Consider the following 20,146-nt stretch of genomic DNA (forward strand, 5'->3'; position numbering starts at 1 on the left):
ATGCCACCTTTGGAATCTAATGGGCCTGCCAGAATTACGGGCGCGTCGCTTCGCGAAACCGCTCTTTGCCTTCGGCACGGAGCCTTGCCTACAGCCAGTCTCCGCCCATCCGGGTGACCGCGCCGGCCAGAACGCCGTCATCAGTACACCAAATTGGGATTATCGCCCGTTTACAGACCGGCCCGAAATAGTGCGCCAGCTCGGGCAATACGAGTTGCTGATGGTCTCAGCTAGAGCGGGATGAGATTTGTAAGAGTCGTGGGATTGAACGAAGCCGCTGACGCGGCATTTGGTGCACCGATTTGCGGATGACGCTTCTGTTTTGAAGGATTGCTGCTGTTGAAGCGCAACCTTGAGAACAGGAGCAATGAGATGGCCGAGTTGAGCCCGCTTCGCCGGCGCATGATCGAGGACATGACGCGTGGTGAGCTAGCGGCAGCCGATAGAAGCTCAGCGTCTCCTCGATGTTATCTTCCACCCAGTTGACCAGCTTCGGGTATTTGGCCTGCCATTTGGTGATCCACTGCGCCAGGGGGCGCCCCTACGGCCGGGGCTACGAAGGCCGCGCGTTATCCGGCAGCTCCAAAGTGGCAGTTCGCAATCCTTATGCTGCACACGATACGGCAGGCCCTGCCCCGGCGCGCAACCCTAAAGGGTTCTCCTCTCCGCTCCGCAGCGACCGCTTCGCGATGCACGTGGCAAGTTCCAGCCGTATTCGAGCTTCGCGATTGCGCCCACTTTGGAGGGATCTACCTCATCAAAACACTCGTAACCTTCTGCCAGAAGACCGGCCGCCGCCTTCGTCGGTACTCGGCAAATCGCCAAACTGTCCCACAAGGGCCAGTTGAAAATCTCCGTCGCCTTCTCGCTTCCGTTCCTTTGCCAAGCTCGAGGTCAGCTACCAGGTGCAGCTCGACGGAAAAGGCCGACAACGACAACAGTCCGAAGTGGCGACCGAACCGCGAAGCGGGGCGGCGGCCGTGGCCCGCGGTTGCTGTGCCTCCCAAGCGGCAAGAGCATCCTCAAGGTTATGCCAGGACAGGAACGACGTTCCTCGTTTCTTCCGCGCGCGCTGAGGTTTTACGGCCAGACCCAGCGGAGACCTTGCTCTCACGCTAAATGCCGCTTCGCGCCTCATGTTGGCTGTTCAGCGTTGCGATTCTCGATCCCGTAAGCGGCCGTCGTTTAATCGCGCGGCACCGCCGACTGGAGCGCTGGGACGACGGCGCGCTCATCGCTGAGCGTGGCCCGGATGAGCGTAAGCGGATGGTCCGTCGTCGCTCCGCGCGTGCCGACGTAGCCTGAGCGCACCAGCTAAAATGAATCCCTCGCCGCGCAGTTAGTGGCCGCCGAGCTGGCGGTAGTTGATTCTGAGCCCGCCCTTCGGTCCCTCCAGCTCGCCGCGCTCGGCGAGGTCCTGTAGGTGCCCCAGGCTGAGCAGGATGCCGGAGGTCGTGACTGCGGCATTGCGCTTCACCAGTGTGAAGAGGAACGTCGCCCGGGTGCAGCCGATGGTCGCCCGTCGGCTCAGGTCGCGGTCGAACCGCCTCATCCGCGCGACGTCGTCGCGGAATTGGTCGTCGATCCGGACAAGCCATTCAGGCTCCTTGAGGCGCCCGAACGATCAGCCGTTGACCTCGACGGTCCTTCCGCCCCGGCTGGGGCTCCATCATCTCGTACTGGACCATCAGCAGCGCGCCGCGGCTCTCGTTTAGGTAGATCAGGTCGACGCCTACCAGGTGTTCGAGCGGTCGGTGGTTGGCGGTCCACATGTGAGCTGTCCGCCCGGGCGAAGGTCGCGCGCCCGGTTACGTCGCTGTCGATGACAGCGCGCGTCATGCTCAATGACCGCGTCCTCGCGGAGGGGCACGGTCGCCAGCGCCGTGTCGCGCCCCGCAAGAAGATCGATGCCGCCTCGTCGGTCGCGCTTACCGCGTCCTGCTGAAGTGGCGCTCGTGAACCGGCGCTCCCGCTCGTGCTCGGGCAGGATGCGCTGGAGCGCCGCCGTGTTATCAGAGACCTCGTTCACAGCTCGAGAATCCGCTCTCCCAGGCGCTCGGAAACCGCTCGGTAATCGGCCGTATCCGCGGCCAACACCCAACACCACGGCGTGGGGCCGCAGCTGCGGCTCGACGATGCCCTCCAGGAGCAGGATGGAGAGCTACGGCGTCACTGCTAGCACGAGGTCGAGGACCACGCGCGGAACCAAGGTGGCGGTCGCGCCGGTTGACCCGACCCTGCCGACCAGCAGAGAAGCCAAGCTCCGCCGGCTTCACGCCGTCGAGCTCGTCCTCGGCAAATATCTCGATTAAGGCGAGGCCACCTCGGCGGCCGCTGCGCGCCACCTCATGCGGGAAGGTCAGCCAGAAGCGGCGCGTTCCCCCCTCGAGTCGAAGCGATCGCCTGCCGCACAATCGTCGCGAGCTGATCGGGCGCGAGCGGCATCGGTTTTGAGCCATCCGGCCGGTGTAGGTGTAATGATCGAGGCGTTCCGATAAATATGCGTCGCCATGCCCAATCACCGCTGGGTCGAACGATGCCAAACCCAGCAACGCTCGACTCGTTCAATCGCCGCTCGAATACCCGTCGCGCGCTCATCGCGAACCCTCGTGCCGCGTTATGTCAGGACTAGGAGCGCATCTATGCGCGCGATCTCGATGTGCCGTCGGGAGGTGGCGTCGGCACGGCGCGCGCAATCGCCCGCGCGTATCGCGTGTTCGCGACCAATGGGCGGGAGTTGCAGTTGCGCCCGTAAGCGTTGCAGGCGCTGGCAGCGCCAGCCGTTCGCGCGGGGTTGGTCGGAGCGGACGGACCGCGTCTAATCCCGGGGCGTGAGGTGCACGCCAGCAATCGTGCATCGCACGGAACCGCCGGCCAGCTCGACCGTAGGAATTGCTAGCGGCAGCAGCCGCGCGCTCTCGCCGATGATGTCGATCTGGTCCGTCGTCAATGCCAAGAGGGCGGTCGTCGACAGGGCCAAGATACGCCCGTCCGCGCCCAGGAGCTCAATCGAATTACCTGCGAACTTCTCAATCTGTGCGTTGGTGAGCTCTATTACCCGGCGACCGGTGCGTCCGAGCCGATGGACGATTTCGCGCCGTATCTCTAAGTCCGTGACCATGTCGAGCCCGATCATGGCAAAATCGGTCGCGACGCACATCAGAACGTATGTCGAACCCGCTGGGGTCCTTCGCCGAGAACACCATCGGCTCAAAACTGAACTGGGCACAGAACTTTTCAAGTGCGATTGGATCGGTGCGCTCAGATCTTACCGCATAGGCGACCCGATCAATATGATCGAGCACCATCGACCCGGTACCTTCCAAGAAGAGCCCATCCGGCTCAAGGCCAGAATAGTCGATCACCTCCTGCACCCTATATCGGCTCTTCAGCATGTCAATAATATCGCTCCGGCGCTCACGGCGGCGGCTCAAGGCCTTCATCGGGTAGATCGCCACGTAACCGCCAGCGTGGGTTGAAAACCAGTTGTTCGGAAACACTGAATCCGGAGCGTCGCTGTCTTCGCTCTCGAACAAATGCACCACTATGCCCTGCTCTCGAAGCAGCGCAGCGGCGCGAGTGATCTCCGCATAGGCGAGCGGCGACAGATCGCCAGCATCATCATGCGATATTTGAAAGCGATTGTCGGCCGCAGTCTCGATATTGACCGTGAAACGATGCGGACGGACCATAACCACGGCGGAAGGGGCCTGAACCGAGAATCCTGTACGTGCTGCCATGGGAAAGATTCCGATCGGGTTAGCGAACGCATTGGAGCAGGCCGCGAGGGCGGCGCGGGTCATGTAGGTCATCGATCATGTCGAGGCGCTGGCAGAAATCCTCTCCGGAAAGCCGCTCTCGTACCTGGGGTAGCGCCGAAAAGTCCTCGCTGGCGGAGCCGACGCTGTCGACCGTTTCAGGCATTCACAATAGATCTAGGGGGAGAACATCAAAACTGCCGTAGCAAATAATCGCGGTATAACACCTCGCATGACATCTATGCTGTATACTTGGGGTGCGGCCGCGAAAAATACTCTTCGCGGGACATTTCGTAGTACTGCAACAATTCATTGTTGCGGTACCGATCGTCAACGTAGCGCAACCCTATCTTTTTGGCTGCTCGCTTAGATCGCTCGTTGTGATGCGCAATGAACGCAACAATCTTTTTTTTGGTTGAGTTAGCTAAAGCATGAGTGATCCCAAAGCGCGCGGCCTCTGGGCCCATGCCCTGCCCCACTCCTTCCCGCGAGAACACATAAACCAATTCAATATTGTCGGTGCCTTGAACGACACGCAAACCGCAGCGGCCAATGAATAAGGGACAACCATCGGTCTTCTTATACACCATCCAAAATCCAAAACCGTGTTCGTTCCAGTGGGCCAGAGACGTATCGACCATTTCGCGAACGTCCTCTATGCTCTTGGGTTTGCTATCATAAAGAAGCTCTTGGACAAGCGGATCGTTATGGAGGTTGAACAGTAGGTCCTCGTGCTCGGAGAAAAGGCGTGTGAGGATCAATCGTGATGTCTCATATCTTGTCATTTCTGTTCTCCGATTATGCGGCAACAGCCCATGGGTTTACACGCCCGCTATTCGCTCATCCCCAAAGGCTTCCTTCAGGCGATCGGTCTACGTTTTCGATAGACCGACACGTGGCTCCAGGATGAGGTGTCAACTGGCCGCCGCTCCCAATCACCCCAACGCTCAACCAGTTCCAAGCCGACGAAACGAGTGAGAAGTTCCAGTTCCGAAGGATATACGTATCTGAGCTTGGTGGGCAGAGTGCGTATACCCCCTGGGGTGATCCAAAGATCTTGCGAAATAAACAGCTGGTTATGCCGATCGTGGCGCGTAAATCGGACCAGGGTGCGATGTTCGTCTACGTGAAAAACAGTCGTCCGTTGATCACCGTATTTGCCAACACCTGTGAAGTCATTAGTGTTTGGGTAACTCAGGTGTATGACGAAATGCCCACCATCATCCAAGGCGTTCATTGCGGACTGTAAGCACCCCAATTGGCGGTCGGCCGACAGCATATGCGTAAATGAATTATTTACGCAATAAATAAGGTCGAACCGTTTGTCTAGATCAAAGTTCACCATATCGGCGTGATGTGTTTTTACTAATTGTTGGTCATCCTTTTCTTCAAGTAACGACAGCATGCAAGTGGAGTTGTCGAGACCGTGGACTTGCGGTCCCGCCTTGGCTAGCGGCAACGTGATATGTCCGTTACCGCATCCGAGTTCTAGCGCTGTACCCCCTCCGACAAGTCCCGCTAAGAATGCCACGGCCTTCGCGGTCTCTACAGTTTTGTTTAGCGCATCCGCGCAATCGTCATATACATCACCCCAATGGTCACCAAAATCCGTGTACACATCATCACTCTCTCGCCGGACATTATCCATGATGCATCTCCGTAATGATTATTATCAGGATGTATTCTGAAGCTGCGATAGCCCAGCAACACAAAGCGATATCCGAATCGGGGCTTGTCTTACGCCTTTTGGAGATCACCCATCCAAGATCGGCCCCGAAAGTCGCGGGCTAAAGGCTAGTTCGGCGGTAAACTGAGATGTGACGTCTGGACCCTTGGGTGAACGCACCTCCCGCCCAATCTCCCCAACGCTCCGCTAGCTCCAGCCCAACGCATTCGGCCATGGTATCGAGTTCCTGATGATAAACGTAACGAACGCGATGCGGTAAACGTCTGACCGATGTACCAGAAAACCAGAGGAGGGTTGAAACGAAGGTCTGATTTAGTGGATCGTGGACGGCCGCATTGAGGACCGTATTCTCATGATCCACGAGCAGAGTACTAGTTTTCTGGCCGCTGACGAGACCATCCAAGGGCGGCACGCCCACATCTATCACCAGAACCCCTCCATCATCTAACGTCTCCACGGCAGATCGGAGGCAAGCTATTTGCGCTTCGCGCGTGACGGCCAGCGTGAACGTGTTCCAAACGCAATACACGAGGTTGTAGCGTTGCTCTGACCTGAAATTCGCAATATCCGCCTTCCAAAACTTGATCAGATCGGTGCGCTTGGCGAGAAGTTTCAACATGCTGTCCGAATTGTCGATACCTTCGACCCTGACGCCGCGCTCGCTCAACGGCACCGCGACGCGTCCGTCGCCAACACCAAGTTCAAGAGCACTCCCTCCGCTGGAAAATCGTTCAAGAAAGGCGACGGTCTCGCCGACCTCATCACTCTTACCTCGCATGACGGTAAATTTTTCATACATTGAAGCCCAATTCTCGCCGTAGATGAAGTCGTCAGTCATTTGGGGGCCTCCTGTTTGGGGTTCGTGAGTTCTTCTCTTGTTTCCATACGTTAGTCGTCCGAGTGAACGTCACGAGTCGAAGCGCAACATCTATGCCAACGCGAAAAGTGGTTCTGGTTCAATAAGGTGGCTTTGCGTGCCCGATTCTGCTGTTCGCTACTGCAAGGTTTTGACTGGTTTCCGACACAACCACACAACCGAAGTAACCGTCCGATCGTCACCGCCTGCCGCTATCGTCGTGATGGCCTAAGACACGTGTTTAACGACGTCTTGCGACGTGTCTTAGGCGAGGTTTGCGATGCGTGTGACAATTCTTGGGCAGGAGCGGCGGCATCGATGAGTGATGAACAGAACCTCGACATTGTCAGGTCGATTGGGGTTTCTGGGGCTAACGGTAACGGAGGTGGGTCATCGGCACAATGTGACGCGGCAGCAGATTTACACCTGGCGTGGCGAACGGCGAACTGAAGAAGAAGGGACTGTTGTCGCCGTCTGGATCATGCTGAGCGTACGGCCCGCAAAACAAGCCGCAGATGGTCCTCGCACCCATTTCGCACCGGCCGTGTAGATGGGGTATTCGGCTTACGCCCCTTCTTCAACGGTGATGCAAGAAGGTGCTGCGCTTCGAGCTGATGATAGAACGTGGTCTGTCCAAACAGCCACAAGCATCAGGAAAGGAAGCGCAGCATGAAGCACTTTATCGGCCTCGATGTCTCGGTGAAAGAGACCTCTGTTTGCATTGTCGACGAGACCGGCAAGATTTGTCGCGAGGTGAAGGTCGTCAGCCACTCCGACGATCTCCTCGCCGTCCTGAAGGATCCTACCTTGAACATTGAACAGGTCGGTCTCGAGGCCGGGCCCTTGTCGCAATGGCTTTTCGAGGGGCTGGCGTGCGCCGGGTTGCCGGTTATCTGCATCGAGACGCGTCATGTGAAAGCGTTCCTGAAGGCGCAGCCGAACAAGACCGATCGCAATGACGCGCGCGGCATCGCGCAGATGATGCGGGTCAACTTGTACCGCCCGGTGCATGTGAAGACGCTCACGAGCCAGAAGCGGCGGGCACTCTTGATGGCCCGCAAGCTGCTGCAGGGAAAGGCGATCGCCATCGAGAACGACATCCGCGACCTTCTGCGCAACTTCGGCCTCAAGGTCGGTGTTGTGGGAACGGTGAAGTTCGAGGAGCGGATTTGCGAGCTCGTCGAAGGCATGCCCGACCTCAAGGAGATCATGGAGCCGCTGCTGGCCGCCCGGCGGAAGCTGCGTGCCGAATTTGCTCGCCTGCACAAAAATGTGCTCACGATCGCTAGGAATGAGACGACCTGCCGTCGCTTGATGACGGTTCCCGGTGTCGGCCCCGTGGTGGGGCTCGCGTATACCGCGACGATCGACATTCCACAGCGGTTCAGAAACTCGAAGGCGGTGGGGCCGATCCTGGGGCTGACGCCGAAGCTCGACGAGTCCGGCGAAAGCAAGCGCGTTGGATGCATCTCCCTCTGCGGGGATAGCATGATGCGAACATTGCTCTATGAGGCTGCCCAAACACTGATGACTCGCGTGACGAAATGGTCGTGGCTCAAGGCCTGGGCGATGAACGTCGCCAAGCGGCGCGGGATGCGCAAAGCAATTGTCTCGCTCGCACGTCGCCTGGGAGTCGTCATGCATCGCATGTGGCTGGACGGCACCGAGTTCCACTGGACGCGGGAAACCATGGCGTCAGCCATCTGATCCAGAAGGCTGGGAAGGAGAGAGACAGAGAGTTCCGCTTGCTGGCGGACGGACGTCCTTCGCGGGACGATGGATGAGGCGAGTTCGTTGTCGCGCTAGTGCCGGTCGCACCCCGACCAGGACGATGTGTAGATTGTGCCGCCTCATTCTCCTGACCCCATACTGGGAGGGCGAAACGCCGATCCCGGAGAGAAGCAAGGCCCTGCGAAAGACGTCAGAACGCCGGAGACACGGAAAAGCTCGATAGCGCTTGACCTCAACACGCCGAATAGAGAAGCGCGACAATTGGGATCCTTCCGCACTTTTGGTGCAGGTCAGTGCTTCCGGCCTCCGCCATCTCCGCTTGGAGCGTTAAGGCGGCTGCCAACAGGGGCTTCGCAACAGTTGGTATCCGGCCCGTCCGTACATTTGACGCTTGAGTGTCTTGAGGCGGTTGATGCGACCTTCGACCCGGACTTGTGCTTCAGGGATGGGTGATGGCCGCTTTGACGGCGTCGATGTCGCGTCTGATGCCCCTGGCCAGAGCATCCAATTCGGTGCCGGCGGCATCGGCGACCCATTGGTCGAGGGCCGCACCGTCATCGCCGCGGATGAGCGCGGCAGCGCGGCAAACCTTCGAGCCAGTTCACCTGCGACCAGGAGCTCCGGCGCCTGCTCAAACAGATGATGGAGAAAGCGCCTGACCTGAGACCCTGAACTTCCTCCAGATTTGGGTAGAGTACGTCGATCACGGAGACGGACGATGCGACCCTCGCGGTTCACTGAGGAACAGATAATTGGGATGCTGAAGGAGCAGGAGGCCGGCGCGAAGACGGTTGATGTCTGCCGCAAGCATGGCATCTCGGCAGCGACCTTCTACAAGTTCAAGGCCAAGTTCGGAGGGATGGACGTGTCCGACGCCCGTCGCCTGAAGGCTCTGGAAGATGAGAACGCCCGGCTGAAGAAGCTCCTGGCCGAGCAGATGCTCGACAACGCGATCCTGAAGGATGTTGCCGCAAAAAATGTATGGTCCGCGCCGTCCGTGCAAGGGTTCGCGACATCGCCGCCGACGATTCCAGTTGCATAAATGTATCCGGCCTCTCGCGAGTGGACTGCTGTTGCAGCCAGGCCATGATGAGATCCGCGCACGCCGTTCCCAATAAACGGTTCGGGCACAAAGCCCGCTTTTTTGCACAGAGCTTACGGCATGCTGATCGACTGTTTCGTCATCACTATTCCCGAGCTGCGTGTTTCAGAAATTCGCGCACACCCATTCCGCTAGCTAATTCGCGGACAGCTGTGGAGTGCACCCTCAGACTGAGACAAGGAAAATCGCGGACTGATTAAAGGAAACAGGAAGTTACGCGGCGATCTGACTGCCGATCGCCAAGGAGCCACATGGGGCGATCTGTTGCCAGAGCAAGCCGCTCGCACAGCATTTGCCATAGGGGATCGCCATTGAATGCTGGTAAGCTGCCCCATGCCTCGCTCAAAGGCATCCCGCCATAGCAGTCGATCAACTGCTCAAAACAGGACGAACCAGACTGCGCGATCAAACTGAACGGATCGATAGGCCCAGGCGAGATCGTGCGATGCCCCCACATACTTGGCTCTTCATCGGACCTCACCGAGGCGGCTAGGCTATGATTTGCAGGTGACGGAAAGTCGGCGAGGGCAGACAAGAAGGCATGGCGCATAATTGGATAGTAGACGATCTGGCGACTGCCGCCGAGCACCCGCAGTCCAGGAAGTATTGACGTCACCAAGAATGACAGGAACAGACTGGGTATGATCTCACGCTCATCCAAGGATTTGAGAAGCGCGTCAGGTGCGCATCGCAGCGAGAAGGTCCCGCCTGCGTTCACAAACACGCCACCGTGCAGTCGAAGGGGAAAGATGCGCCCTTCTGACAAATGCCAAAAGAAGTCGGTTGTCATCTTCGCCCAGCCGGCCCATTGGCCGCAATCAAACGACCTCAAATGAGTAAGCAGGCTTTTCGCAAAAGAGCCTTGTCCGAACAGCGTTGACGAAAGCCATGAGGACGGCTCGCGAAGATGCTGGGCAACAAGGTCCGCCACGTCCAGATCGTCAATTTGCAGTAGCTGTAAGTTCGATACGCAGAAGCGGCGCCAGAGGCTCTGATTGGCTGTCTTGATAGCATCGGCGGCCGAAGGAAACTCGCCGTTTGGTAAGGCCTTTTGCAATTGCTCGATCAATTGATTAGCGGCGGTCGGCTGTTCGGAACTCGTCAGTGCAAACCGCTGTTGTGCGTGACGGCCGCAGATACTGAATGGATCCATTTTGCTGCGCGACAATCCGAATACATTGAGGGTTCGATCACCTATTCGCAGCCAACCGGGCCCTTTCTTGGCGCTTTCGGTGAATTTTACAGTCGAAGCCGAATAGCACACATACCAGCTGTCGTTACGTGAGCGAAGGCCCGCGGCACTAAAGATATGTGTGTAGAACGCATCGGGTTCAAAAATCAGATGACAATGTGGACCGGTCTGAATGACCGGTCGGCTGCGAAGCTGTTTGCCGAGTTCTTCAATCTGTTGATGCCCATAACCCAAACGTAAGGCGCGATCGGCAAGTAGCATTTCCATCTGCTTCAGAGCATGCATTCGGATAGGATCGGCAGCGGCTGGTTTTGCGTCATAAACGGCATGCGCATACGCACGCATTGGGAGTGTCGAGTACCGCGAAATGTACGGCATAAGCCACACCAACGCTTCGGCTACGGAGTTTGGAGGCAACGATTTCATTGCATTTCATCCCGTGGTTCTTGAATCAGGTTTACGTAGTCGACGGATGATTATCGGCTGCCCATGCCTCGACCATGATGACGCCAAGTACCGGAGGCCACGGACGCCTGCTCCAACATCGGCCAATGCGATTGGCCCATACACAACAAACCCGATCCCATTGTCAGGGTTCGGACTGCCGTTCATCCACCCAATGAAGGTTAACGGGATTATGCGCTGGAGATTGGCATCGATGCAGATTCCGGCCGGCGGGCACCGGCATCCGCTGGTATCGCACGCGATAGCCAATCGCCGGTCGACTGCGCCAAAGCCGCCGATGCTGACGCAAGGGTACTGGGCAAGAAAGCGCCCATCGTAAACGATGCACGGCAGGAGGCGTCGACCCTTGAACGGCTTCACTCATATAGTGGACGTTCCCAAGCTTCGGAATGGTGATAGATCAAAGGCTAATCCCGGCAGAGAAGCGGGAGCTTCTATGTAGACATATTCATTTGGAATGCAGGGCGGCGCCATCGTTGAAATTAGGCGCCGCAAATTGTCCGCGCTGTTGCTGGCAGCAAGCGTGTAGAAATTGCCGCAGTTCCATGTCACGCAGCCATATTTGAAATACGCGGCCAATGCTGCTGACATATCATCAAGCGTCGTCTCGTTGAGGTTCATCTGTTTGAGAATGACCTCATTTTTCCTTTTGATATCATCGGGATTGAAGAAACGCGCTTTATATCCGTGATCTTTCTGAAGCTCACGACGCAAATACCCGCCGGACTCAGCTTGCGAAAATTTTTCTAAGAAGAGAAATACCCCGTCGTCTTTCAAATGACGTTTCACAAAGCCAATCTGCGCCGTGCGATTAGAAGAATACATTTGAAACGTTGTATCCTCCAAGATGATATCGAACCTGTCAGAAAAATGACTGAGTTCCGGCGTCTCCGCCATTCGGCTCCTGGTCAAGTGATGGAATGGGCCGAGGAAGAAAGTTGCGTGCGCGGGTCGTCCGTGAAGAAAGAAGCTCTCCTCGTTTTCCTTATTCGGACTGCACGAAAGCGTCTGAATCTTTCCTTTCCCTAACGTGGCCACCGTTCGAGCGAGTGTGCCTTCGGCGCCGCCCAGTACATAGAATCGAGCTGGGCTGCCAACATTCCCAATAGCACATCCATATCGTAAGAATGCATCGCCAAGGCGGACCTCCTCCTCAAGACTATAAGGAATACTGCAAAAAAAATGAGGGTTGAAATGGCCCCAAAGCTGGCGATGCACGTTAGCGAAGCTTTCCAGCGACACATCCCCCTGGAAAAGGCGTGTATCAACGCTCGGAAACTTGATCGGAACTCCTGATCGTCCCCCAGCGGTCGCCGAAAAGAACTCGGCCATTTCATTCAATCGCGGTGCCTTATTGCATTCTAGGAAAAAGTCTTCTATCTGCGATCCCATTTCGCTCACCGTTACACGCTCTATCGTCGTCACCGCTTCCCGCCGAGAGCACGGTGCGGCTGTATCTCCGATTGCCGCTCAGTGTGCCGGAACGACAAATCATTGGAGAACACTGGTTACTTGAGAACTGCCGCATCTGCGCTGCAGTGAGTTTGCGGATGGCGATGCATGTGTCGTGCCAAATGAAAGATCATTCAGAACAATGCGATAACTCTGTTAACGCCGTGTCTCATATCCGACATCGTCGAACATCCGACAAAGGGTGAAGCGCCGTATGCTCCGTCTGCACCCATTGATTTTGCACGTTTATCACGCGTGACGTGTCTGCCAGAAGGCCTTCGGAAACAGATGGAGGCTGGCATGGCGGATGGTGCAGATGATTTGTTGGTCGTTGCGAGATTGTCCAACCTTGTTGGGGGAACCGGCGGTGGCCTGATGATGTAAAGGCCCGGATCGTAGCTGAGAGTTTTCAGCCTGGCGCACGGGTTGTGGGCGTTGCGCGGCGGCATGGGCTTATTCCCATCAGCCTTCGGATTGGCGGCGGCATGCGCGCCAAGGCCTTCTGAGCCTGCTGGCGGATCTCATGTCAGCTTTGCCACTGCCGAAGGTGTTGCGGCTGCTGTCAAGCGAAGTGAGGATTTGACCCCCCTGTTGGGAACTGGAGGTTTGAAATCGGCGCTGAGGTCATGCGCAGGTTCGGTGATGTGGCGGTGGAGCGGGTTGCAGCTTCGGTCCGAGCGCTGCGAGGGGCGGTATGATTGTCGCGGGCCAGCGCCTGCCGATCCTGATTGCGACGCATGTTCGTCTCCGTTTGTGACCGGCCATTGGTGGCCGAGCCTACGGAGGCGCAGGACCGCGCCGTTATGGAGACAATGAGCGCTACAATTCACCGAAAAATGCCGATGCCGGCAAGCCAGCTCCCCATTACTAGATCTGCCCATAATGCAGAGCGTTTTTAGCTTGGCGTCGCGCAGAATGGCGGGTGGCGAAAGCGCGCTGAGGTGGATCGCGACTCTTATGAACCGCGCCTGGTTTGCCGGAGGCCGTCTCGTTTGAGAATCACGCTGCCATGGCCTGTTCTTCCAGCATGGCGTAGTAGCGCTCCTCGGCTTCGGCCGGCGGGATGTTGCCGATCGGCTCCAGCAGCCGGCGATTGTTGAACCAGTCCACCCATTCCAGCGCTGCGAACTCGACCGCCTGGAAGGAGCGCCACGGCCCGCGCCGGTGAATGACCTCGGCCTTGTAGAGTCCGTTGATCGCCTCGGCCAGCGCGTTGTCGAAGCAATCACCGACGCTCCGACCGAGGGCTCGATGCCAGCTTCAACCAGCCGCTCGGTGTATTTGATCGAGACGTATTGCGCGGATTCAAGCGGTCGCGCGCAACGCGGATTTTGTTTACCTGCATCAGCCACTCGTCAAGGGCCTCGGCTGGCGTTCTCCAGCCGAGCGTCTTTCGCGACCTGGCATTGAGAGCGGCGGCCACGGCGGCGACCTCGTCGGTGCTGTGCACGCTCAGATCGGTTCCTTTCGGGAAGTACTGACGCAGCAGTCCATTGGTGTTCTCGTTGGTGCCGCGCTGCCACGGGCTTTGCGGATCGCAGAAGTAGACCTGGACGCCCACATCGATCTTCAATCGTGCATGCTGAGCCATCTCGGCTTGATCCCAGGTAAGCGATCGGCGGACCTCTTCGGGCAAGGTGATGATGGTGCGCGTGCTCGCGTCGCGCACGGCCTCAGCACCATGGCCCAGCGAGCGCAGGCCCGTTCTTCGCGCGCGGCGCGTCACCGTGACCGACAAGGCGCGGAAGATGCAACAGCATCGTGAAGCGCGTTGTGCGCTCGACCAGCGTGCCTATCGCCGAGCTGCCGAGGCCCAAGATGAGGTCACCCCTTCCCAGTGCCCTGGCTCCGCCCGATCGACTGCTTCAGCAGGACGCTGGCTGATCATGATCTCCGGCGAAACAAAGCCTTTGCCGCGCGTTCGTACTCGCGCCCTCGGCACCCGCAGCACCCTTCCTGTGTCAATGGGCACCGAAGTCTCCGCGAATGTGGGCGTCCAATTTTCCCGCCGAGTTGTTCTCTGGTCAATACGTCAGAATGGTCGGTGTCGTGTCGATCCCGGGGAGATTCATGCCACCGCAGAGAAGATCTTCGAATTCAAATCTGCGTCGGTCACTTTTGGTCTTGAAGCTCGAAACTAGGAGTAATCCTCAGGTTTGCTATCGGTTGTCATTGCGTCAGAATCACACGAACGTCCGGCTCCAGATCATGCAGGGCCCAGCCAGATCATGCAGGGCCCAGCAAGATAAAGGTTTCGCTCTTCGAGACGCCGTCTGTCGCCCGAACGGTTGAGATGAGCTCGTTCAATTCTGACATCGTGGCAACCTCGATTTCAGCGATTACATCCCAAACGCCATTCGTATTGGAAAGCGACGCCACCCCGGGGAGCCGCTTGATAGCTGCAACGGCGGGCCGTGGTGAGCCGCTTACCGTGATCAGGATAAATGCTTTGATCAGATCCTTGCTGATGTCGTCCTTCAGACGAACCGTGAACCCCTTGATATGTCCGCCCGCGATAAGACGATCCAGTCTCTTCTGGGCTGTTGCTCGGGCGACTCCGAGAAGCTGCGCAAGCTGCGGCACCGAAGCCCTGCCATTGATGCGCAATTCTGCGATCAGCCGCCTATCGAGATCGTCCATGGACTACTTCCAATTTCGTCATTCTAGTTACTATTTCGGCACCTGTTGAGAATATCAAGCACCTTGTGTTCTTTTTTGTTCCCCGTAAACGTTCTACGATTCCGCATGAAACTGAACCGAGTTTTTTCCGCTGTTCTGGTGGCTGCTGCAATCTGCTTGCCCTTCACCGCTGCCGAGGCGGATGACCTGCAGAAGATCGAAAACGCCGGCAAGTTGTCGGTTGCTCTCTGCGGCGCGTTTCAACCCTTCAGCTTCGTTGACAAAAACAACAAAGTGGTCGGTTTCGACGTCGATATTGGCTCCGAGATTGCTCGCCGCCTGAAGGCCGATCCGAACATCGTGACGACCGCATGGGACGGCATCATCGCCGGTCTCGTTACCGGTCGCTATGAAACCATCATTGGCTCCATGAGCATCACTGAAAAGCGCAAGAAGGCCATCGACTTCGTCGGTCCCTACTACCGCTCCGGCCGGCCTTGCTGCCTTCGTTCGCAAGGGCGCCGGCGTCACCGTCGACGCGCTAAAGGGCAAGCCGGTCGGCGTCACGTTGGGCGAGGCTGCCGAGAAATGGGCGCGCGATCAAAACATATTCGAAATCCGGAACTACAAGGATCGTCCCACGATGCCATCGTTGCAGATGACGTCCGGTGTTCGTGGCGATCCCCAAGAGCAACGCGCTGGTCGAACAGGTCATGGACGACAACCTTCCCCGCTACGATATCGGGATCTCAGTTCGCAAAAAACAATCCGGAGCTCGCCGCCGCCATGCAGAAGGCGCTGAACGATATGATGGCTGACGGTACGTACGAAGCATCTCGAAAAAGTGGATCGGCGGCCAGGACATCCGCTATGCAGCCGAAGTCATCCTGTTTGATCCCTCGACCCGAAGTCAACCAGGTCACGAAGCAGCTCGCCGCCGAACACATGACCATGCTGATCATGACGCACGAGATGCGGTTCGCCGCCGAAGTGCCCGATCACGTCCTGTTCATGGATGGCGGCGGTTGTCGTTGAGCAGGGCGATCCCCGTCAGGTCCTGTCCAACCCGTTTGAGGAGCGTACGCGCGCCTTCCTTCGCAAACACCTGCCGAACTGAAAAGCTGAGAAACTGGATGACGAACGTACAACAAAAGAGTGTTTCTCGAACCGGAACCCGGATCGACAGCAAGCTTGCTCGGGAACTTGCGCTGCGCCTTACGTCGTGGCGGAGCGAAACCGGCACGTCGGGCGAAGCCAAGTTCGCCGATCAGTTGCAGGGACTTCTGAGCGAGCTTCCCTACTTCCGCGAGCATCCCGAAGACCTGCGTCTGGTCGACAGCCATGGCGATCCACTCACCCGCAATGTCGTCGCCCTGGTTCGCGGCACGGGCAAGCGCACGCTCGTGATGGCGGGGCATTTCGATACGGTCTCGACCGACAATTATCACGAACTCAAGCCGCTGGCGTGCGACTGCCTTAAATTGAAGGACGCATTGATCGAGAACCTTTCGGGGCGAGACGACCGCTCCGAGCAGGAGGAGCGCGCTTTGCAGGATCTGCTGAGCGGCGACTTCCTGCCCGGTCGCGGCTTGCTCGACATGAAGAGCGGCCTCGCGGTTGCGATCGCCTGCCTCGAGGACTTTGCCGCCGACCCCGATCGGCAGGGCAATTTGATGCTCGTTACCACGCCGGACGAAGAACGTGAAAGCCGCGGCATGCGTTCGTTTCGAGATGCCTTGCCGAGCCTCGCGGCAGCATTCGACATCGAGGTTGCCGCCGGCATCAATCTGGACGTGACCTCGGATCAGGGTGATGGCAGCGAAGGTCGCGTCGTTTACGCAGGCACCATCGGCAAGCTTCTGCCCTTTGCGTTGGTGATCGGCTGCAGCTCTCATGCCAGCTATCCGTTCGAAGGCGTCAGCGCGCAGGCCATGGCCACCGGGATTCTGGCGCGCCTGGAAGGCAACGCTGCGCTTGCGGATCGCGATGAGAACGATATTTCGCCGCCGCCGATTTGCTTGGAAGCCAAGGACCTGCGCGATGGATATGAAGTGACCACGCCGGAGCGGTTCTGGATCGCGTTCAACTGGCTCTACCATGCGATGACCGCGGACGAACTGTTCGACCGCTTCCGCCAGGAAGTCTTGTCCGGCGCCACCGAAGCCGTGGACCGTTTCGCCTCCCGGTCTGCCGAATATGGCAGGCTCGTCGGTAGAAGCGCGGGCTCCACTCCGGCAAGGCCGCGCCTTCTGACATTCCATGAATTGCGCGCTCTGGCTGGACAGGTTTCCGGCGAAGGCTTCGACGCGCTCTATGCGCAGCAGGAAAAAGCGCTTTCCCATATTGACAATCCGCTGGTGCTCACGCGGCAACTGACGGAATGGCTGGTCGGGATTGCCCGCCTGTCCGGCCCCACAATCGTCATCGGCCTTTCCGGGCTCCACTATCCCTCCAGCCGTCTGCGCCTCAACGAACTAAACGACCGCGCGCTGCATCAGGCGATCGAGAAGGCGCGAGCAGGTCTCGGCAACGATCCCGAACGCAGCCTGGTCTGGAAGCCGCATTTCCAGGGCATCTCCGACATGAGCTTCCTTGGTTTGGCCGCAAGCGGGAACCAGGTCGTTTCGGACAACACGCCGATCTCGCGGCTGATCGATCGGCCGCCGGAGAATGCGCAGCGCTTCCCAACGGTCAATGTCGGTCCCTGGGGTCGCGAGTTCCACCAGAAGTTCGAACGCGTGCATGAGCCCTACGCATTCGGGGTGCTTCCGGATCTCGTCTCCGAAATCGCCAGAACATTCCTCGCCGACAACAGCCAAGGAAAATGACGCTGCGAGGCAGGTGAGGCAGCCGCCTCACCTGGCCATGAGCGCAGGGGCTAAACCAAAAGGATCGAATTCAATGACTGCTCATTTCAATCTGAACATCGTACCTTTCGTCAGCGTGGACCACATGATGAGGCTGGTGCTGAAGGTCGGAATCGAAACCTTTCTCACTGAGCTCGCCATGGTGATCGAAGAGGACTTTTGCCGCTGGGAACAGTTCGACAAGACCCCGCGTGTGGCGTCGCATTCGAAAGAAGGCGTGATCGAGTTGATGCCGACGAGCGACGGAACGCTCTACGGCTTCAAATATGTCAATGGCCATCCGAAAAACATCGGCAACGGCTACCCGATGCTGCTTTCTGAAATGACCTTTCTGACTGCGCTACGCACGGCGGCGATGTCGGCGATCGCCGCGAAACATCTGGCCCGTCCCAACTCGAAGACCATGGCGATCATCGGCAATGGGGCGCAAAGCGAGTTCCAGGCGCTTGCCTTCAAGGCAATCGTCGGCGTGACCGAACTTCGCCTCTACGATATCGACCCGAGCGCGACCGAGCGCTGCGCCAGGAACCTTGCCGGCAAGGGCGTCACGATCAAGGCATGCAGTTCGTCTCAGGAGGCAGTCGAGGGCGCCGACATCATTACGACAGTCACCGCGGACAAGCAGTACGCGACGATCCTGTCCGACAACATGGTCGGTCCGGGTGTCCACATCAACGCAGTCGGCGGCGACTGCCCCGGCAAGACCGAGCTCCACAAGGATATTCTGCTGCGCTCGGACATCTTCGTCGAGTATCCGCCGCAAACCCGCATCGAAGGCGAAATCCAGCAGTTAGATGCGGACTATCCGGTGAACGAACTCTGGCAAGTTATCGCTGGCAAGCGTGAAGGACGTCAGTCTGAGCGGGTCATTACGCTATTCGATAGCGTGGGTTTTGCTATCGAGGATTTCTCGGCGCTGCGGTATGTGCGCAGCAAGCTCGAAGAAACCGGGCTTTATGTCGATCTCGATCTGTTGGCCGACCCCGACGAGCCGCGTGATCTTTACGGCATGCTGCTGCGTTGCGAGGCGCACCTTCGCGCAGTGTAGCCTTCGTTTAATCGAATCCGGCGAGTACACCATTTTTTTGCGGTCGCCGTTGAGCGGCTGATGGTCGAGGGCTTTGACGAAGCCGCTTAAGGGGCAACGCTCGGAAAGCAAAGTCGCGCTACTAGGCCTAATCGGCCCGAAGCTGCGATTTTGGCCCAACTTGCGGAACGATCAGAGAACTTCACGGCTTGTTCTCCTTAGCTTGGAGGAGCATGGCGACATTTTCGGCGGTAAATTTGAATCCTCTGCGGTCGGGAATTCGCTCGGCGGAGATCGGGTAGCGTGGCCGCTTTGGATCGATGCCGGTGATCCGGAACCGTTCGCTTGCGGTGCGGAACTCGCGTCCGAAGTCCGAAGGAGCCAATCCGTAGTGCTCTGCCAGAAACTCGACCTGTCTTTTTGAGATTGAATGCCGTGCCGTCGGAAGCGGGAATGCTGACGCGGAACACGGCTCGAAGGAGAAGCCGGTGTCCGTGCCGCGCCATCGGCGCCCTCGAGACGAGGACGTGGTCCTCAGCGATCTTCTGGCAGACCTCGAGCATGCGGGTCTGGATCTCTTTGCGCATTTCGCAAAAACCGGACAACAATTCCGGTAAGTCGCGGACAGTTTGATGACGTTGGTCCTCGGGTGCCTTGTTGCATTTATGGGTGATTGATTTCGCTGTTTTGGCGCCGGTCAAGAGGGGCGCTACTTGTTGCTTGCGCATGCTGTCGCCCTCAAGGCTGATACGGACCTCCGGCGAAGGCCGCCTTGCGAGAGGACGGCACGGTAGCGAGGCTGCGCTCTTAAGGTCGCCCTTACGAGCGAAGTTAGCAGCACAGCATGAGCCATGTGACGTTATTGACCGGGCCTGAGCGTCGTCGTCGTTGGCGTGAAGAGGATCAGTGCCGGATACTGGCCGCGGCATTCGCGCCCGGGGCCACAGTGGCGGCGGTAGCGCGTCAGTACGATGTCGCGACCAGCCTGATCTATAAGTGGCGCCGCACGGTGAGAGCCCGCGAGACGGGCTTTGCCAAAGTTGTCGTGGCTCCCGATGAGCCTGTCGCCGTTTCGCGGCCGGCGGCATCCCCAGTGGTGATCGAGCTGGAGGTCGCCGGCAAGGTGCGGCTGCGGATTCCGCTGACCACGCCGCCAACACTGGCGGCAGCGATGGTGAAGGCGCTGGGCGTTTCATGATCCCGGTTCCGAGCCAGGTGCGGATCTGGTTGGCGGTCGGCCGGACCGATATGCGTCGCGGAATGCAAGGCCTCGCTCTGCAGGTTCAGGAGACGTTGGGCCGGGATCCGCATTTATGCGTCGGGCGAGATTATGTGGCGGAGCCGCCCTGACGCCCGTCAGGGCCGGCCAACCCAGCTTGCCTCCGCCACA

Annotated in this window: 15 protein-coding genes and 8 pseudogenes; 9 read left to right on the top strand and 14 right to left on the bottom strand. The window is 58.3% G+C overall.

Annotated features, from left to right (window positions below; genetic code table 11):
* Positions 1-421 precede the first annotated feature (421 nt).
* From NKG60_RS28520 to NKG60_RS28530, 3 genes and pseudogenes are all read right to left on the bottom strand, one after another.
* Positions 422-532, bottom strand: a pseudogene (locus tag NKG60_RS28520) (transposase); the annotation flags it as partial.
* Positions 533-1,339: 807 nt separating this feature from the next.
* Positions 1,340-1,552 (bottom strand): hypothetical protein, encoded by a 213-nt coding sequence (locus NKG60_RS28525; RefSeq protein WP_352976190.1) that lies wholly within the window; start codon positions 1,550-1,552, stop codon positions 1,340-1,342.
* 46 nt (positions 1,553-1,598) lie between these two features.
* A complete protein-coding gene (locus tag NKG60_RS28530) occupies positions 1,599-1,772 on the bottom strand; it encodes a hypothetical protein (protein WP_352976193.1) in 174 nt (57 codons plus the stop codon).
* 50 nt (positions 1,773-1,822) lie between these two features.
* On the opposite strand from NKG60_RS28530, the gene NKG60_RS28535 reads away from it, so the two are divergent.
* Positions 1,823-1,945 carry a hypothetical protein gene (locus tag NKG60_RS28535; RefSeq protein ID WP_352976195.1) on the top strand — a complete coding sequence of 41 codons (123 nt, stop codon included), beginning with the start codon at positions 1,823-1,825 and terminating at the stop codon, positions 1,943-1,945.
* Positions 1,946-2,818: 873 nt separating this feature from the next.
* Here NKG60_RS28535 and ctlX read toward each other — a convergent pair.
* The 4 genes and pseudogenes from ctlX to NKG60_RS28560 all read right to left on the bottom strand — a co-directional run bounded on the left by ctlX (position 2,819) and on the right by NKG60_RS28560 (position 6,283).
* Positions 2,819-3,740: pseudogene (gene ctlX, locus NKG60_RS28540) on the bottom strand (citrulline utilization hydrolase CtlX).
* A gap of 257 nt (positions 3,741-3,997) precedes the next feature.
* Positions 3,998-4,543, bottom strand: a complete 546-nt coding sequence (locus tag NKG60_RS28550; RefSeq protein WP_352976198.1) for a GNAT family N-acetyltransferase — start codon at positions 4,541-4,543, stop codon at positions 3,998-4,000.
* 74 nt (positions 4,544-4,617) lie between these two features.
* Complete coding sequence (locus NKG60_RS28555; RefSeq protein ID WP_352976200.1) at positions 4,618-5,406, bottom strand: class I SAM-dependent DNA methyltransferase; 789 nt, start codon at positions 5,404-5,406, stop codon at positions 4,618-4,620.
* Between the two features lie 139 nt (positions 5,407-5,545).
* A complete protein-coding gene (locus NKG60_RS28560) occupies positions 5,546-6,283 on the bottom strand; it encodes a class I SAM-dependent DNA methyltransferase (protein WP_352976201.1) in 738 nt (245 codons plus the stop codon).
* A gap of 687 nt (positions 6,284-6,970) precedes the next feature.
* On the opposite strand from NKG60_RS28560, the gene NKG60_RS28565 reads away from it, so the two are divergent.
* Both NKG60_RS28565 and NKG60_RS28570 read left to right on the top strand, forming a co-directional pair.
* On the top strand, positions 6,971-8,008 hold the full coding sequence (locus NKG60_RS28565; RefSeq protein WP_352976202.1) for an IS110 family RNA-guided transposase: 1,038 nt from the start codon (positions 6,971-6,973) through the stop codon (positions 8,006-8,008).
* 742 nt (positions 8,009-8,750) lie between these two features.
* Positions 8,751-9,014: pseudogene (locus NKG60_RS28570) on the top strand (transposase); the annotation flags it as partial.
* Between the two features lie 316 nt (positions 9,015-9,330).
* Here NKG60_RS28570 and NKG60_RS28575 read toward each other — a convergent pair.
* Positions 9,331-10,671, bottom strand: coding sequence for a hypothetical protein (locus NKG60_RS28575; protein ID WP_352976204.1), 1,341 nt, complete (start codon positions 10,669-10,671; stop codon positions 9,331-9,333).
* A gap of 480 nt (positions 10,672-11,151) precedes the next feature.
* The gene (locus NKG60_RS28580) at positions 11,152-12,183 is read right to left on the bottom strand and encodes a class I SAM-dependent methyltransferase (RefSeq protein ID WP_352976214.1); all 1,032 of its coding nucleotides are present in this window, start codon (positions 12,181-12,183) and stop codon (positions 11,152-11,154) included.
* A gap of 398 nt (positions 12,184-12,581) precedes the next feature.
* On the opposite strand from NKG60_RS28580, the pseudogene NKG60_RS28585 reads away from it, so the two are divergent.
* Positions 12,582-12,941, top strand: a pseudogene (locus NKG60_RS28585) (transposase).
* A 301-nt stretch (positions 12,942-13,242) separates the two neighbouring features.
* Here NKG60_RS28585 and NKG60_RS28590 read toward each other — a convergent pair.
* The 3 genes and pseudogenes from NKG60_RS28590 to NKG60_RS28600 all read right to left on the bottom strand — a co-directional run.
* Positions 13,243-13,544, bottom strand: a pseudogene (locus tag NKG60_RS28590) (integrase core domain-containing protein); the annotation flags it as partial.
* Between the two features lie 35 nt (positions 13,545-13,579).
* A pseudogene (locus NKG60_RS28595) lies at positions 13,580-14,206 on the bottom strand (IS30 family transposase); the annotation flags it as partial.
* A gap of 263 nt (positions 14,207-14,469) precedes the next feature.
* The gene (locus tag NKG60_RS28600) at positions 14,470-14,883 is read right to left on the bottom strand and encodes an Lrp/AsnC family transcriptional regulator (protein ID WP_292665296.1); all 414 of its coding nucleotides are present in this window, start codon (positions 14,881-14,883) and stop codon (positions 14,470-14,472) included.
* 105 nt (positions 14,884-14,988) lie between these two features.
* On the opposite strand from NKG60_RS28600, the pseudogene NKG60_RS32355 reads away from it, so the two are divergent.
* The 3 genes and pseudogenes from NKG60_RS32355 (at position 14,989) to ocd (ending at position 18,777) form a co-directional block, all read left to right on the top strand.
* Positions 14,989-15,979, top strand: a pseudogene (locus NKG60_RS32355) (transporter substrate-binding domain-containing protein).
* A gap of 16 nt (positions 15,980-15,995) precedes the next feature.
* Positions 15,996-17,690, top strand: coding sequence for a M20/M25/M40 family metallo-hydrolase (locus tag NKG60_RS28615; protein ID WP_352976206.1), 1,695 nt, complete (start codon positions 15,996-15,998; stop codon positions 17,688-17,690).
* A 73-nt stretch (positions 17,691-17,763) separates the two neighbouring features.
* Positions 17,764-18,777: an ornithine cyclodeaminase gene (ocd, locus tag NKG60_RS28620; protein ID WP_352976207.1), complete on the top strand. Its 1,014-nt coding sequence runs from the start codon at positions 17,764-17,766 to the stop codon at positions 18,775-18,777.
* A gap of 181 nt (positions 18,778-18,958) precedes the next feature.
* On the opposite strand, the gene NKG60_RS32360 is transcribed toward ocd, so the two are convergent.
* Positions 18,959-19,141: a hypothetical protein gene (locus NKG60_RS32360; protein WP_502912343.1), complete on the bottom strand. Its 183-nt coding sequence runs from the start codon at positions 19,139-19,141 to the stop codon at positions 18,959-18,961.
* A gap of 127 nt (positions 19,142-19,268) precedes the next feature.
* A pseudogene (locus NKG60_RS32365) lies at positions 19,269-19,685 on the bottom strand (hypothetical protein); the annotation flags it as partial.
* Here NKG60_RS32365 and tnpA point away from each other — a divergent pair.
* Both tnpA and tnpB read left to right on the top strand, forming a co-directional pair.
* Positions 19,601-19,954: an IS66-like element accessory protein TnpA gene (gene tnpA, locus NKG60_RS28625; RefSeq protein ID WP_352976209.1), complete on the top strand. Its 354-nt coding sequence runs from the start codon at positions 19,601-19,603 to the stop codon at positions 19,952-19,954. The pseudogene NKG60_RS32365 and the gene tnpA overlap by 85 nt on opposite strands.
* Positions 19,951-20,106 (top strand): IS66 family insertion sequence element accessory protein TnpB, encoded by a 156-nt coding sequence (tnpB, locus tag NKG60_RS28630; RefSeq protein WP_023743220.1) that lies wholly within the window; start codon positions 19,951-19,953, stop codon positions 20,104-20,106. Before tnpA ends, tnpB begins: the two co-directional genes overlap by 4 nt.
* The last annotated feature ends 40 nt before the right edge of the window (positions 20,107-20,146 follow it).

It is taken from the genome of Mesorhizobium sp. M1428 (genome assembly GCF_040317515.1).
In the GTDB taxonomy this organism is placed as follows: Bacteria; Pseudomonadota; Alphaproteobacteria; order Rhizobiales; family Rhizobiaceae; genus Mesorhizobium.

Excerpts from the sequence above, each read along its gene's own strand:
- NKG60_RS28525 (WP_352976190.1), bottom strand. The coding sequence starts at position 1,552 with ATGAGGCGGTTCGACCGCGACCTGAGCCGACGGGCGACCATCGGCTGC.
- NKG60_RS28530 (WP_352976193.1), bottom strand. The coding sequence starts at position 1,772 with ATGTGGACCGCCAACCACCGACCGCTCGAACACCTGGTAGGCGTCGAC.
- NKG60_RS28535 (WP_352976195.1), top strand. The coding sequence starts at position 1,823 with ATGACAGCGCGCGTCATGCTCAATGACCGCGTCCTCGCGGAGGGGCAC.
- NKG60_RS28550 (WP_352976198.1), bottom strand. The coding sequence starts at position 4,543 with ATGACAAGATATGAGACATCACGATTGATCCTCACACGCCTTTTCTCC.
- NKG60_RS28555 (WP_352976200.1), bottom strand. The coding sequence starts at position 5,406 with ATGGATAATGTCCGGCGAGAGAGTGATGATGTGTACACGGATTTTGGT.
- NKG60_RS28560 (WP_352976201.1), bottom strand. The coding sequence starts at position 6,283 with ATGACTGACGACTTCATCTACGGCGAGAATTGGGCTTCAATGTATGAA.
- NKG60_RS28565 (WP_352976202.1), top strand. The coding sequence starts at position 6,971 with ATGAAGCACTTTATCGGCCTCGATGTCTCGGTGAAAGAGACCTCTGTT.
- NKG60_RS28575 (WP_352976204.1), bottom strand. The coding sequence starts at position 10,671 with ATGCGTGCGTATGCGCATGCCGTTTATGACGCAAAACCAGCCGCTGCC.
- NKG60_RS28580 (WP_352976214.1), bottom strand. The coding sequence starts at position 12,183 with ATGGGATCGCAGATAGAAGACTTTTTCCTAGAATGCAATAAGGCACCG.
- NKG60_RS28600 (WP_292665296.1), bottom strand. The coding sequence starts at position 14,883 with ATGGACGATCTCGATAGGCGGCTGATCGCAGAATTGCGCATCAATGGC.
- NKG60_RS28615 (WP_352976206.1), top strand. The coding sequence starts at position 15,996 with ATGACGAACGTACAACAAAAGAGTGTTTCTCGAACCGGAACCCGGATC.
- ocd (WP_352976207.1), top strand. The coding sequence starts at position 17,764 with ATGACTGCTCATTTCAATCTGAACATCGTACCTTTCGTCAGCGTGGAC.
- tnpA (WP_352976209.1), top strand. The coding sequence starts at position 19,601 with ATGAGCCATGTGACGTTATTGACCGGGCCTGAGCGTCGTCGTCGTTGG.
- tnpB (WP_023743220.1), top strand. The coding sequence starts at position 19,951 with ATGATCCCGGTTCCGAGCCAGGTGCGGATCTGGTTGGCGGTCGGCCGG.